This is a genomic window from Streptomyces sp. NPDC044571, from assembly GCF_040647115.1.
In the GTDB taxonomy this organism is placed as follows: domain Bacteria; phylum Actinomycetota; class Actinomycetes; order Streptomycetales; family Streptomycetaceae; genus Streptomyces.
Genome location: NZ_JBEZBN010000014.1, coordinates 76,521 through 89,862, shown reverse-complemented (window position 1 = coordinate 89,862; position 13,342 = coordinate 76,521). Strand labels below are relative to the sequence as shown.

The 13,342-nt window shown below is 73.4% G+C and carries 13 protein-coding genes; 7 read left to right on the top strand and 6 right to left on the bottom strand.

What is annotated here, in order from left to right:
• Positions 1-115: 115 nt before the first annotated feature.
• The gene (locus tag AB0B01_RS10295; RefSeq protein WP_361715280.1) at positions 116-1,660 is read right to left on the bottom strand and encodes an APC family permease; all 1,545 of its coding nucleotides are present in this window, start codon (positions 1,658-1,660) and stop codon (positions 116-118) included.
• A gap of 59 nt (positions 1,661-1,719) precedes the next feature.
• The gene (locus AB0B01_RS10290) at positions 1,720-2,667 is read right to left on the bottom strand and encodes a hypothetical protein (RefSeq protein WP_361715277.1); all 948 of its coding nucleotides are present in this window, start codon (positions 2,665-2,667) and stop codon (positions 1,720-1,722) included.
• A 196-nt stretch (positions 2,668-2,863) separates the two neighbouring features.
• Here AB0B01_RS10290 and AB0B01_RS10285 point away from each other — a divergent pair, with 196 nt between their 5' ends.
• Entirely contained in the window at positions 2,864-3,298 is a 435-nt protein-coding gene (locus AB0B01_RS10285; RefSeq protein ID WP_361715274.1) for an ASCH domain-containing protein, read from the top strand.
• Between the two features lie 22 nt (positions 3,299-3,320).
• On the opposite strand, the gene AB0B01_RS10280 is transcribed toward AB0B01_RS10285, so the two are convergent.
• Positions 3,321-4,976: an FAD-binding dehydrogenase gene (locus AB0B01_RS10280; RefSeq protein WP_361715271.1), complete on the bottom strand. Its 1,656-nt coding sequence runs from the start codon at positions 4,974-4,976 to the stop codon at positions 3,321-3,323.
• A gap of 86 nt (positions 4,977-5,062) precedes the next feature.
• Between AB0B01_RS10280 and AB0B01_RS10275 the strand changes: the two genes are divergently transcribed.
• The 6 genes from AB0B01_RS10275 to AB0B01_RS10250 all read left to right on the top strand — a co-directional run bounded on the left by AB0B01_RS10275 (position 5,063) and on the right by AB0B01_RS10250 (position 10,140).
• The gene (locus AB0B01_RS10275) at positions 5,063-5,587 is read left to right on the top strand and encodes an NUDIX domain-containing protein (protein WP_361715268.1); all 525 of its coding nucleotides are present in this window, start codon (positions 5,063-5,065) and stop codon (positions 5,585-5,587) included.
• Complete coding sequence (locus AB0B01_RS10270) at positions 5,584-5,982, top strand: DUF202 domain-containing protein (RefSeq protein WP_361715265.1); 399 nt, start codon at positions 5,584-5,586, stop codon at positions 5,980-5,982. Before AB0B01_RS10275 ends, AB0B01_RS10270 begins: the two co-directional genes overlap by 4 nt.
• Positions 5,979-6,299: a DUF202 domain-containing protein gene (locus AB0B01_RS10265; RefSeq protein WP_361715262.1), complete on the top strand. Its 321-nt coding sequence runs from the start codon at positions 5,979-5,981 to the stop codon at positions 6,297-6,299. The genes AB0B01_RS10270 and AB0B01_RS10265 overlap by 4 nt, the downstream gene beginning before the upstream one ends.
• 445 nt (positions 6,300-6,744) lie before the next feature.
• Positions 6,745-7,656 carry an MBL fold metallo-hydrolase gene (locus AB0B01_RS10260; protein ID WP_361715259.1) on the top strand — a complete coding sequence of 304 codons (912 nt, stop codon included), beginning with the start codon at positions 6,745-6,747 and terminating at the stop codon, positions 7,654-7,656.
• 214 nt (positions 7,657-7,870) lie between these two features.
• The gene (locus tag AB0B01_RS10255) at positions 7,871-8,908 is read left to right on the top strand and encodes a phosphotransferase family protein (protein ID WP_361715256.1); all 1,038 of its coding nucleotides are present in this window, start codon (positions 7,871-7,873) and stop codon (positions 8,906-8,908) included.
• Between the two features lie 11 nt (positions 8,909-8,919).
• Positions 8,920-10,140: an acyl-CoA dehydrogenase family protein gene (locus AB0B01_RS10250; protein WP_361715253.1), complete on the top strand. Its 1,221-nt coding sequence runs from the start codon at positions 8,920-8,922 to the stop codon at positions 10,138-10,140.
• Between the two features lie 62 nt (positions 10,141-10,202).
• Here the strand turns inward: AB0B01_RS10250 and AB0B01_RS10245 are convergent, their stop codons facing one another.
• From AB0B01_RS10245 to AB0B01_RS10235, 3 genes are read right to left on the bottom strand one after another with little or no spacing between them, the layout of a single operon-like run.
• Entirely contained in the window at positions 10,203-10,808 is a 606-nt protein-coding gene (locus AB0B01_RS10245; protein ID WP_361715250.1) for a TetR/AcrR family transcriptional regulator, read from the bottom strand.
• 48 nt (positions 10,809-10,856) lie between these two features.
• Positions 10,857-12,530: an AMP-binding protein gene (locus AB0B01_RS10240; protein WP_361715247.1), complete on the bottom strand. Its 1,674-nt coding sequence runs from the start codon at positions 12,528-12,530 to the stop codon at positions 10,857-10,859.
• Positions 12,515-13,288 carry an SDR family NAD(P)-dependent oxidoreductase gene (locus AB0B01_RS10235; protein WP_361715244.1) on the bottom strand — a complete coding sequence of 258 codons (774 nt, stop codon included), beginning with the start codon at positions 13,286-13,288 and terminating at the stop codon, positions 12,515-12,517. Before AB0B01_RS10235 ends, AB0B01_RS10240 begins: the two co-directional genes overlap by 16 nt.
• Positions 13,289-13,342 lie beyond the last annotated feature (54 nt).

Here is a 13,342-nt window from a genome sequence, read left to right as displayed (position 1 = left end):
GGAGACCACGAGCTCCGCCACCGGCCCAAACCCGGTCTCTGCACACAGAGGCCCCCGGCGACCATGGAAACGGGCGCCCGGGGCCTCGTAGGGGCATGAAAGCGAGGGACGCGCCTCAGTCGCTAGGGGTGGTGCTCGCCGCCTGATCGAGGCGGAAGGCCTCGTTCCCCAGGCCGATGCGGGCGTGCACCTCGGGGCGGTTGCGGCGCAGGAGGGCCCCGTGGAGCAGGCCGCAGGCCGCGGCGGCGGCGATGACCCCGGGGAGCACCCAGCTGAGGGCGGAGCCCTTCTCGGCGCCGACCAGGACGCCGAAGTCCTTGACCGTGTAGACGGCGATGGCGAGCAGGGCGACGCCGGCGGCCCCGGCGGCGAGCAACCGCCAGACCTGGGCGCCGGCCGTGCCGCGGCGGACGAAGAAGGCGATCACCGCGAAGGAGGCGGCGGCCATGAGGAGCGTCACGCCGAGGGCGCCGACGCTGCCCATCCAGGTGAACAGGTGCAGGACGGGCGCCGTGGGGTCGCCGGCCGGGTGGCTGTCGGTGAGGGCGAAGGCGAGGACGACGAGGGTGGCGATGACGGTCTGGAGGAGGGAGCCGGTGGCGGGGGCCCCGGTGCCCGCGCTGGTGCGGCCGAAGGCGGCCGGGAGCAGGCCTTCGCGGCCCATGGCGAAGGCGTAGCGGGCCACGACGTTGTGGAAGCTGAGCATGGCCGCGAACATGCCGGTCACGAACAGGACGTGCAGGACGTCGGTGAAGGCGGCGCCGAGGAGCCCTTCGGTGAGCTGGAACAGCAGCCCGGGGCCGGCTTCGGCGGAGGTCTTGATGACCTCGGAGGGGCCGGTGGCCACGGTGAGGGCCCAGGCGCTGAGGGCGAAGAAGAGGGCCACGAAGCCGACGGCGAGGAACATCACGCGGGAGACGACGATGTGCGGCTTGCTGGTCTCCTCGGCGTAGACCGGGGACTGCTCGAAGCCGACGAAGGCGGCGATGCAGAAGCAGAGGGCCGTGCCGAGGCCGGCGCCGCCGAGGGTGGCGGGGTTGAACGCGTGCAGTGACAGGCCCTGGGGGCCGGGGTCGCCGAGGGCGGCGACGTCGAAGGCGACGACGAGCACGCATTCGATGAGGAGCAGGACGCCGAGGACCCGGGCGTTGAGGTCGATCTTGAGCCAGCCGAGGGCGCCGGTGACGGCGACCGCGATCAGGGCCGGTATCCACCAGGCGAGCTCGGTGTCCAGGTAGGTGGCGAAGAGGCCGGAGATCTCGAAGCCGAGGATGCCGTAGACGCCGGCCTGCATGGCGCTGTACGCGACGAGGGCGACGAACGAGGCGCCGGCGCCCGCCGTGGGGCCGAGGCCGCGGGCGATGTACGCGTAGAAGGCGCCGGCGTTGTGGACGTGCCGGCTCATCTCGGCGTATCCGATGCTGAACAGCGCGAGCACGGCGCCGAGGATGACGAAGAGCAGGGGCTGGCCGACGATGCCCATCACACCGAAGGTGGTGGGCATCACGCCGGCGACCACCATCAGGGGGGCGCTGGCGGCGAGGACGGAGAGCAGCAGGCCGGCGGTGCCGAGGCGGTCGGCGCGCAGGGCCCGGTCCTGGCCCTTGTACGTACGGATCTCGGCCGGGTCCGTGAGCGTGGTGGATCTGCCCGTCGGCATGGCGGGGGGTCCTTTCGGGAAGGGCGAGCGGAGGGTCGAGCGGGGTGCGGGGCGGTGCGTCAAGCGGTGCCGAGCGCGGCGTTGCGCGCGGCGAGGAAGGCCTTGTGCGGGTCGAGGTCCGGGTAGGACCAGGGGGCGCGGGTGGCATGGCGGCCGATGCGGTGGAAGAGGGCGGCGGCCTCGGCGGGGCGGCCCTCGCAGAGCTTGGCGTGGGCGAGGAAGTTGAGGTCGACGCGGTTGCGGGGGTGGTCCTCGCGCTCCCACTCCAGCCACCAGTCGAAGGCTGAGCGCAGGACCTGGCGGGCCCGGCGGCTGGACCAGTGGGCGGCGGCGCTGTCGGGGGTACGGCCCTCGGTGGCGGCGAGCACCCGGTAGCGCTCGGCGTGGGCGATCACGGGGAGTACGGCGAGCGGGGAGTCGGCCGGGGACTCCTCGGCGGCCCAGGCGGCGAAGTCGTAGACCTCGTGGAGCGGGTCGTGGCCGGCGGCGGGGGTGTGCTCGGCCAGCTTGGCGACCATCAGGTGGTGGGCGTGGTGGTGCTCGCGGTGGCGGGCACGGACCTGGTCGAAGTGGCGGCTGAACTCCTCCTCGGTCCCGTAGACGCGGGAGAGCATGAGCAGCCCCAGCCACGGGGTCGGATCGGCGGGGAGCAGGGCGGCGGCCCGACGGCAGGCCTCCTCGGCCGCCTCGGGCGTGCCCTTGCGGCGCAGGGCCGTGAAGACGGCGGCGCAGGCGAGGAGGGTGGCGGCGTCGGCGCTGTCGGGTTCGGCCAGCAGCCATTCGCGGGCCCAGGCGGTGGCGGCCGGGGTTTCGGCGAGGACGGTGACGCGGTGGCCGCGGCGGTCCCAGTCGTCGCCGGTGGCGACGAGGAGGGACCGGGCCGTGGCCCACCGGCCCTGGGTGAACTGGGACCGCACGTCGACGAGTTCGACGTCGCACAGGGCCGGGTCGAAGAGCTGGGCGTCCCGCTTGCGGGCGCGGCCGAGGGGCGGCGGAGGCGGGGACATCCGCGGGATTCCCTCCATGACACGGGCGCGGGCGGACGGTTCGACTTGGATGATCACGCACAGCAAAGCGGTAGGCACAGCTCCGCGTCAAGGTCCAGTCCACTGCGTGGCGGGTTTCAACTGGTCTCACCGTGAGGTGAGTTGGTGGGGTTCATCCGGTTCGGCGCCGTGGCGGCCCGGCCCGTAGGGTGGCGGGATGACCACGTACGAAGACCTCCCCCCGTATCTGCTGGGCTTCCCCGGGCCCCTGCGCGACACGCTGGTGGCAGCGGTGCTGAGCGGCGCGAAGACCGCGACGACGGGGCTGTTGCCCGAGTACGAGGCCGAGGGCGAGCCGCTGCGGGTGCCGGGTGCGCGCAGTGTGCTGGTGGACTCGCAGGAGCGGGCGGTGGCGGTGGTGGAGGTCACCGAGGTCCGGGTGCTGAGGCTGGCCGAGGTGGACCTCCAGCATGCGCTGGACGAGGGCGAGGGGTACGCCTCCGTGGCCGAATGGCGCGCCTCGCACGAGCGGTTCTGGCACAGCCCGCCGGTCCGGGCGGCGCTCGGCGACCCGGAGTACACGGTGGACGACGACACGCTGGTGGTCGCGGAGCGGTTCCGCGTGGTGACCGCTCTGCCCGAGCCGTCGTAAGCCGTCTTCGGCCGGGCGGCCCTCAGCCCACCGCGCCGGCCGCCGCCCTGGCCGCCGTACGGGCCGAGAAGATGCAGCCGCCCAGGAAGGTGCCTTCCAGCGCCCGGTAGCCGTGGACGCCGCCGCCGCCGAAACCGGCCGCCTCACCCGCCGCGTACAGGCCCGGCAGCGGTTCCCCGGCCGCCGTCAGGACCCGGGAGGACAGGTCGGTCTCCAGGCCGCCCAGCGACTTGCGGGTGAGGATCGAGAGCCGGACCGCGATCAGCGGCCCCGCCTTGGGCTCCAGGATCCGGTGCGGGGCGGCGGTGCGGATCAGCTTGTCGCCGAGGTACCTGCGGGCGCCGTGGATCGCCGTGACCTGGAGGTCCTTGGTGAAGGGGTTGGCGATCTCCCGGTCCCGGGCCACGACCTCCCGGCGGACGGTCTCCTCGTCCAGCAGGTCCTCCTTCGTGACCGCGTTCATCCCGCGCACCAGGGACGCGAGGTCGCGCTCCACGACGAAGTCCGCGCCCTGCTCCATGAAGGCCTTCACCGGGCCGGGTACGGCCTGTCGTGCGCGGTCGATGACGTCGCGGATCGACTTGCCCGTCAGGTCCGGGTTCTGCTCGGATCCCGAGAGGCCGAACTCCTTGCCGATGATGCGCTGGTTGAGCACGAACCAGGTGTGGTCGTGCCCGGTCTTCATGATGTGGTCGAGGGTGCCGAGCGTGTCGAAGCCGGGGAAGAGCGGTACGGGCAGCCGCTTGCCGGTGGCGTCCAGCCAGAGCGAGGACGGGCCGGGCAGGATGCGGATGCCGTGCCGGGCCCAGATCGGGTTCCAGTTCCCGATGCCCTCGGTGTAGTGCCACATCCGGTCCTTGTTGATGTGGCTGGCGCCCGCCTCCTCCGCGATGCCGAGCATCAGGCCGTCCACGTGCGCCGGGACGCCGGAGAGCATCCGCTGCGGCGGCGTACCGAGCCGGGCCGGCCACTGCTCGCGCACGAGGTCGTGGTTGCCGCCGATGCCCCCGCTGGTCACGATCACCGCCTGGGCGCGCAGGGAGAAGGCGCCGGTGGCCTCCCGGCTGCTCGCGGTCCCCCGTACGGCGTCCGACGGCGCGAGGATCTCCCCGGTCACCGTGTCCAGGGCTCCGGCGGTGCGGGAGAGGCCGGTGACGCGGTGGCGGAACCGGAGGTCGACCAGGCCGCGGGCCGCCCCGGCGCGCACCCGCTGCTCGAAGGGGGCGACGAGGCCCGGGCCGGTGCCCCAGGTGATGTGGAAGCGGGGGACGGAGTTCCCGTGGCCGTTCGCGTCGTAGCCACCGCGCTCGGCCCAGCCGACCACCGGGAAGAAGCGGACGCCCCGGGCGTGCAGCCAGGGCCGCTTCTCGCCGGCCGCGAAGTCCACGTACGCCTCGGCCCAACGGCGCGGCCAGGCGTCCTCCTCGCGGTCGAAGCCGGCGGTACCGAACCAGTCCTGGAGGGCGAGTTCGCGGCTGTCCTTGATCCGCATGCGGCGCTGTTCGGGCGAGTCGACGAAGAACAGGCCGCCGAAGGACCAGTGGGCCTGGCCGCCGATCGACTGCTCGGGCTCCTGGTCGATCAGGATGACCTTGCGGCCGCGGTCCACGAGCTCGGCGGTGGCGACGAGGCCGGCCAGCCCCGCACCGATCACGATCACGTCTGCGTCGTACGTCATGCGCTGCCTCGTCCTCGGGTCGGTGGTGGGGCAGATCCTTTGCTACGGAGCGGTAACCCGTCAACAGCGGTGGTTGGATGAGCCGTGTGAGTGCTGCTGATGAAGTGCTGGACGTGGTGGACCGCGAGGACCGGGTGACGGGGCAGGCCCCACGCGGCGAGGTGTACGCGCGCGGGCTCATCCACCGGTGTGTGTTCGTGCAGGCCAAGGACGCGCAGGGGCGGATCTTCGTCCACCGGCGGACGGCCTCGAAGCTGGTCTTCCCCTCGCACTACGACATGTTCGTCGGCGGGGTGCTGGGCGCGGGCGAGGGCTACGCCGAGGCGGCGCTGCGCGAGGCCGGCGAGGAACTGGGGGTGGCCGGGCTGGCGCAGCCGGAGCCACTGTTCAAGTTCCTGTACGAGGGCCCCGGCGGGGCGTGGTGGTCGTACGTGCACGAGGTGCGCTGCGCGCTGCCGGTGCGGCCGCAGGAGTCCGAGGTGGCCTGGCACGCGTGGCTGGCGGAGGAGGAGCTGGAGGCCCGGGTCGCGGGCGGGGAGTGGCCGTGGGTGCCGGACGGGCTGGAGGCCTACCGGCGGCTGCGGGAGTTCCGCCGTAGATTGGCCGGGTGATCGACTTCGTCAAGGACGTGCGCCTCTGGTTCGCACCGCAGCGGCTGCGGGACGAGGGCGAGACCCCCGACTACCGCTTCTCACTGGCCAACGAGCGGACCTTCCTGGCCTGGATCCGCACCGCGCTCGCGCTGGTGGGCGGCGGTTTCGCGGTGGACCAGTTCCTGCCGGACCTGCGGTGGGGGGTGCGCATCGGGATGGCCTTCGCGCTGCTCGCGGTGGGGGCGGCGTGTGCGCTGCGGGCGGTCAACCACTGGGTGCGGTGCGAGCGGGCGATGCGGCGAGGGGCCGATCTGCCGCTGTCCCGGTTCCCCGTGGTGCTGAGCCTGGGCGTGGGGCTGGTGGCGGCGGCGATGGTGGTGGTCGTCCTGTTCGGCTGGACCCGCGGGCGGTGACCGGCTCCCCCCGGGCCGAGCGCGACGCGGGGCTCCAGCCGGAGCGGACCCGGCTCGCGTGGCGGCGTACGACGCTGGCGTGCTCGGTGGCGGCGGTGCTGGCGCTGCGGCAGGCGGCACGCGGCTCCGGCTCGTCGGTGGAGGTGGGCGGGGCGGCGGCGATCGCGCTGGTCTGGCTGGCCTTCCTGTGGGTGGCGCACCGGCGGGTCCGGCAACTGGCCTCACCCAGACCGCCGGCCCTCGCGCCACGCGCGGCCGCGGCGGCGGTGGCATGCACGGTGGCACTGTCGGTGTTCGCGCTGGCGGTGATCCTCTAACCCGGCCACCCCGCGGACCCGCAGCCCGCGCCGAAAGCCCCGCGAGCCCGCCGCGGCGCAGGCCCGGAGTCCGGGGGCGGAAGCCGTGCGGGCCGTGCCGCACCGCCGGCCCGGAGCCGCAGGGAAAGGGCACAGGGAGCGGGACGACGGTGGGGGCGTCTTGACCGGTAGGGACGACGCGCCGCAGGCCGCGTCCGGCATCGGGCCCGGCAGGCAGGGGCGGCTGCAGGCCCTGCCCGCCGGGGGCACGCCCCGCACTCCACCGGTACCGGCCCACCGAAACCACCACCATCACCGCCCCGCACCAAACAGACGACCGGCCCCGCAACGCCCGCCAACCCACCACCCCGCCGCAACACACCACCCCGCCACCCCACTCTCCCCCGCGCGCCCCGCGGCTGGCAGGATGCCGAGCGCCCGTCAAAGCGACCCGGGGAGAGCGCAGATGACCGTCGAAGAGCCGTACCTCGTCCAGCCCGCGAACGGGGTCTACGCCTACGTCCAGCCGGACGGCGGCTGGTGCCTCAACAACGCGGGCTTCGTGAGCGACGGCGGCCGGACGCTGCTCGTCGACACCGCGGCCACCGAGCGGCGCGCCCTCGCCCTGCGCGCCGCGGTCCAGGGCGCCGGGGTGCCGCTGCCGCACATCGTGGTGAACACCCACCACCACGGCGACCACACGTACGGCAACGGGGTGTTCGCCCCCGAGGCGCTCATCCTCGGGCACGACAACTCCCGCGCCGAACAGCTCGCCGCCGGCCACCAGCTCGAAGTGATCTGGCCCGCCACCGACTTCGGGGCGATAGAGATCACCGCCCCGGACCTCACGTACAGCGAGCGGATGACCCTGCACCTCGGTGGCACGGAGGTGCAGGTGATCCACCCGGGCGTGGCGCACACCACCGGCGACTCCATCGTGTGGCTGCCCGGGCAGCGGGTCGTCTTCACGGGCGACCTCGTCTTCGCCGAGGGCACGCCGTTCCTCGCCATGGGCTCCCTGGCGGGGTCGCTGCGGGCGCTGGAGCTGCTGCGCTCGCTGGACGCGGAGACCGTCGTGCCCGGCCACGGGCCCCTGACGGATCCGTCGGCCTACGCGTCCACCGAGCGCTACCTGCGGTACGTGGAGGAAATCGCCCGCGACGGCAGGGCGAAGGGGCAGACCCCGCTGGAGGTGGCGCGCCAGGCCGACCTGGGCGAGTTCGCGGCCTGGCGGGAGAGCGAGCGGCTGGTGGCGAACCTGCACCGGGCGTACGCGGAGCTCGCGGGTGAGCCGGAGGGCGCCCCGCTGGACATCCTGGCAGTGCTACAGGACATGACGGTGATGAACGGCGGGACGCCGATCCTCTGCCACGCGTGAGCCCGGCGGGCCGGTGGGTTCCCCCATCGGCCCGCATTCACCGCCCCGCCCACTGGACGACATACCGACTGGTCGGCATGATGTCTCTCGTTGCCGGCCCATCCACCCCTCCCCACCCCCACCCCCACCCCACCCCACACCGACACCGACACCGACACCGACACCGACACCCAAACACCCACACCCACACCCACTCCGCACGGAGGAGCGCACCATGACCTCAGCGTCAGCTTCAGCCGACCCCCGGGGCCTCGACCTGGAGCGGCTGCGCGGCCATCTCGACCGCGAGCGGCCCGGGCTCGTGGCCGGGGCGCTGCGCGGCCGGCTGATCGAGGGCGGCCGGTCGAACCTCACGTACGAGATCACCGACGGGTCCGCGCGCTGGGTGGTGCGCCGCCCGCCCCTCGGCCACGTCCTGGCCACCGCCCACGACATGCGGCGCGAGCACCGGGTCATCGAGGCGCTGCACGGCACGGCCGTACCCGTCCCGGAGCCGGTGCTGCTGTGCGAGGACGAGGCGGTGCTCGGGGCGCCGTTCTACGTCATGGAGTACGTGGACGGGGTCCCGTACCGCAGCGCCGCCCAGCTCGCCGCGCTCGGTCCCGAACGCACCCGGCGGGCGGTGTTCGGCCTGGTGGACACGCTGGTCGACCTGCACGCGGTGGACCCGCAGGCGGTCGGTCTGGGCGACTTCGGCCGGCCCGAGGGCTTCCTCGACCGGCAGTTGCGCCGCTGGGGCAAGCAGCTCGCGGCCTCCCGGGGGCGGGAGCTCGCCGGGATCGACGAGCTGCACGGCTCGCTCGGCCGGGCCCTGCCCGACTCCCCCGCGCCCACGGTGGTGCACGGGGACTTCCGGCTCGACAACGTGCTGATCGGCGGCCCGGACGACACCATCCGGGCGGTGCTCGACTGGGAGATGTCCACCCTCGGCGACCCGCTGACGGACCTCGGGCTGCTGGTGATGTACAGCTCGGACCTGGGGCTGACGGACTCGCCGGTCAGCACGACGAGCGCCGCACCCGGCCACCCGGCACCGGCCGAGCTGATCGAGCGGTACGCCGCCCGCTCGGGCCGGGACACCGGGGCGATCGCCTGGTACACCGCCTTCGCCTGGTTCAAGCTCGCGGTGATCCTCGAAGGCATCCACTACCGCTACACGCTCCGGCAGACCGTCGGCGCGGGCTTCGACCGGATCGGCGAACTGGTCCCGGTCTTCATCGAGCACGGTCTGACCACCCTCCAGGAAGGCTGAGGCACACCCGCATGGACTTCGCATTCGACGCCCGGACCGAGGAACTCCGCGAGCGGCTGCTCGCGTTCATGGAGGAGTACGTCTACCCGGCGGAGCCCCTCGCCGCCGAGCAGCGCGCACGGCTGGCCTCGCCCTGGGACACCCCGGCCGTCTTCGGTGAACTGAAGGCCGAAGCGCGCCGTCAGGGTCTGTGGAACCTGTTCTTGCCGGACGCGGAATACGGCGCCGGCCTGACCAACCTCCAGTACGCCCCGCTGGCCGAGATCACCGGCCGCAGCCCGCACCTGGCGCCCACGGCGACCAACTGCGCGGCCCCGGACACGGGGAACATGGAGCTCCTGACCCAGTTCGGGAACGAGGAGCAGAAGAAGCAGTGGCTGCACCCCCTGCTGGCCGGGGAGATCCGCTCCGCGTTCGCCATGACCGAGCCGGAGGTGGCCTCCTCGGACGCGACGAACATCGAGACCCGCATCGAGCGCGACGGCGACGGGTACGTGGTCACCGGCCGCAAGTGGTTCATCTCCGGGGCGATGAACCCGGACTGCAAGATCTTCATCGTGATGGGCAAGACCGATCCGGACGGCTCCGATCCGCGCCGCCAGCAGTCGATGATCCTGGTCCCGCGCGACACCCCGGGGGTCGAGGTCCGCCGGGCCATGACCGTGTACGGGTACGAGGACCACGACCACGGCGGCCACGCCGAGGTGGTCTTCGACGGGGCCCGGGTCCCGGCGGCGAACCTGATCGGCGAGGAGGGCACGGGCTTCGCCATCGCCCAGGCCCGGCTCGGCCCGGGCCGGATCCACCACTGCATGCGGCTGATCGGCATGGCGGAGCGGGCCATCGAGCTGATGTGCCGGCGGGCCGTGGGGCGTACGGCCTTCGGCAAGGAGCTGGCCGCGCAGGGCGTCGTACAGAACTGGATCGCGGACGCCCGGGTCACCGTGGAGCAGTTGCGGCTGCTGGTGCTCAAGACGGCCTGGCTGATGGACACGGTCGGCAACCGGGGTGCCCACACCGAGATCCAGGCCATCAAGATCGCGACCCCGCGGGCGGTGGTGCGCATCCTGGACGACGCGGTGCAGCTGCACGGCGCGGGCGGGGTGAGCCAGGACTTCCCGCTGGCCGAACTGTGGGCGGCGGCCCGGACCCTGCGCCTGGCGGACGGGCCGGACGAGGTGCACCAGCGCTCGCTGGCGCACCGGGAGCTGAAGCGCTATCGCCAGGTGTAACCGGCGGCTGAAGCGCCACCGCCAGGGGTAACGGGGCCCCCGGCCCGGGGACCGGTGGGGCGTTACGGCCGCAGCGCACGCAGCAGCAGGTCGGCGAGGTGGTCGGCGACCTGCTGCGGCGTGAGCGGACCGTCCTCCCGGTACCAGGTGGACAGGTGGTGGACGGAACCGAAGTGGTAGTCCACCACCAGGTCGGCGGGGGTGGCGGTGGAGAACACGCCGGCGCGCTGGCCCTCCTCGATCAGTGCCCGGAAGCGCTCGTGGTAGCGCCGGCGCTCCGCCCGGACCTGCTTGAACTTCTCCGGGCTGAGCTGGTGCATCGAACGGAAGAAGATCGCCGCGTCGTCGAGGTTCTCGATGGTGGTGACCACGACGTCGGCCGCGGCGGCGCGCAGCCGCTCCTCGACGGGGGCGTCGGACGTGGCGACCGCGTCCAGCCGCTGCTGCTGGAGGCGCAGCATCCGCGCGTACACCTCGTGCAGGAGGTCGTCCTTGGAGCCGAAGTAGTGGTAGAGCGCGCCCTTGGTGACCCCGGCGGCCTCGACGATCTCCTGGACGGAGGTGCGGTCGTAGCCGCGCTCGGCGAAGAGCCGGGTGGCGACGGCCAGCAGCCGCTGCGGCACCGGGGTCTCGTGCGTGCCCTCGGGCTCCGTGGTCCTGGCAGCCATGGCGCTGACCTTCCCTTCCGTGTTTCCTGATCGCTCGACCGGTCGTTTTCAGCCGCGGTCGCGCAGTTCCCGCCGCAGGATCTTGCCACTCGTCGTCTTCGGGAGAACAGGCAGGATCTCCACTTGGCGCGGATATTTGTACGCGGCGAGGCGGTCGGCGCAGTACGCGGACAGCTCGCCGGGATCCGCCAGGGCGCCGGGGCGCAGGCTCACGTACGCTTTCACGCTCTCCCCGCGGTAGGGGTCCGGGACGCCGACCACCGCCGCCTCGCGCACGGCCGGGTGGGTGTAGAGCACGTCCTCGACCTCGCGCGGCCACACCTTGAAGCCGGAGGCGTTGATCATGTCCTTCTTGCGGTCGACGACGTAGAGCCAGCCGTCCGGGTCCATGAACCCGACGTCGCCGGTGCGCAGTTCGCCGTCCGGGAAGGCCTTGGCGGTGTCCGCGGGCATTCCCCAGTAGCCGGGCACGACCTGGGGGCCGCGGACGGCTATCTCACCGCTCTCGCCGAAGGGCACTTCGGCGCCGCGCTCGTCGAGGATGCGGACGACGGTGTCCGCGCCGGGCACGCCCACGGAGAGGGTGCCGGAGGCGGGGTCGACCGGCGCCTCCAGGTGCGGGGGGACCGACGCGCAGGCGGCGGTGGTCTCGGTGAGGCCGTAGCCGTTGCGCAGGTAGAAGCCGAAGCCGGCGCGGAGGCGTTCGACGAGTGCGGGCGGCAGCGGGGCCCCGCCCGAGGAGAGCACGCGGAACGAGGTGAAGTGGTCCGGGGTGGCCTCGGGGTGCGCGGCGAGCGCCATGAAGGCGGTGGCCGGGCCGACGGCGTAGGCGGGGCGGTGCTCGCGGAAGGCGTCGAGGACGACGCCGGCTTCGAAGCGGTGGGCGAGCACGAGGGTGCCGGCGTTGGTGAAGCAGGCGGCGAGTTCGCAGACCATGCCGGTGATGTGGAAGAGCGGTGCGAGGGCGAAGTAGGCGGCCCCCTCGGGGAGCGGGTGGGCGGTGACCTGCCGGACTGCGTTGTGGGTGAGCGCGCCGTGCGGGTTCATGGCGCCCTTGGGGGTGCCGCTGGTGCCGGAGGTGTAGCTGATGAGCGCGGTGTCGGCGGCGGTGAGGGCGGGATCGGGGGGCGCCGGGCGGCCCTGGCGGGCCACCGTGGCGAGGTCGGCGGTGTCGCCCGGGTCCGGATCCGGCCCGACGGGGAGGACCCGTACGTCGTTGCGGGTCTGGAAGTCCGTGTCGCGGGCGGTCAGGGTGGCCCGTACGCCGGTCCCCCGCGCGGCCTCGCGCAGGTACGCGGTCCATGCCCGGTCGTCGCAGACGAGCGCGACGGCGCCGGAGTCGCGCAGGATGTGCCCGGCCTCGCCGGCCTTGTACATCGGGTTGAGCGGGACGACGACCGCGCCGGCCTTCCACGCGGCCAGGACGGCGAGCACGAAGTGCGGGGTGTTCTGGAGCATGACGGCGACCCGGTCGCCCCGGCCGACGCCCTGCTCGGCCAGGTGGCCGGCGAGGGAGTCGGACAGGGCGTCGGCCTCGGCGTAGCCGATCCGGCCGTCGAAGTAGGCCAGCGCCGTGCGTCCGGGGGCGCGGGCGGCCGCCGCGCGGAAGCAGTGGAGCACGGTGGGCGGCGGGGAGACGGGCGTGCGCTGGGCGGGGCTGAGCAGCCCCAGCCACGGCTGGGCGGCGTAGCGGGAGGGGGCCGCGCTCACCTGGTCTCCCATTTCTGCTGGAGGTGGTTCATGCTGCTCAGCCAGCGGTCCGGTTCAGTGGCGCGGGCCGCGTAGTAGTCCGCCACCTCGGGGTGCGGGAGGATCAAGAACCGGCCCTTCTCCATGCCGTCGAACAGTGCGTCAGCAACCGCTTCCGGCTCGATCGCGGTCGGCGCGAGGACGAGTTCGCCCGCCGAGCCCGCGGCCGTCAGCATGTCGGTGCGGACCCCCTGCGGGCAGATGGCGTGGACCTGGACGCCGCGGTGGCGGTAGGTCAGCGAGAGCCACTCCGCGAAGGCGAGCGCACCGTGCTTGGTGACACTGTACGGCGCGGCCCCGATCATGGTCAGCAGCCCGGCGGCCGAGACGGTGGACACGAAACGCCCGCTCTCCCGCTCCAGCCAGTCCGGCAACAGCAGCCGCGCGGCCCGTACGTGCGCCATGACGTTGACGTCCCAGGCCGCTTCCCAGACGGCCTCGTCGGCGGACGCGTCGCCGCCCGAGGCCAGGCCCGCATTGGCGCAGTAGACGTCCACCGTCCCGCCGAGGGCCTCGCGGGCCGCCTCGACGACCGACGACGCGTCGCCGGGGACGGGGATCGCGCGGTGGCCGATCTCGCCCGCCACGGCCACGGCCTTGGCGGGGTCCAGGTCGTTGACCACCACCGTGGCACCCTCGGCGGCGAAGCGGTGGGCGAGGGCGGCGCCGATGCCGCCCCCCGCGCCGGTGACGACGACTCGCTGGTCCTGGTACGCGCTCACGGGGATCACCTTTCGTGGCCTGCTGCGGATCCGGGCAGACTAACCGGTCGGTATGTCGGGGCG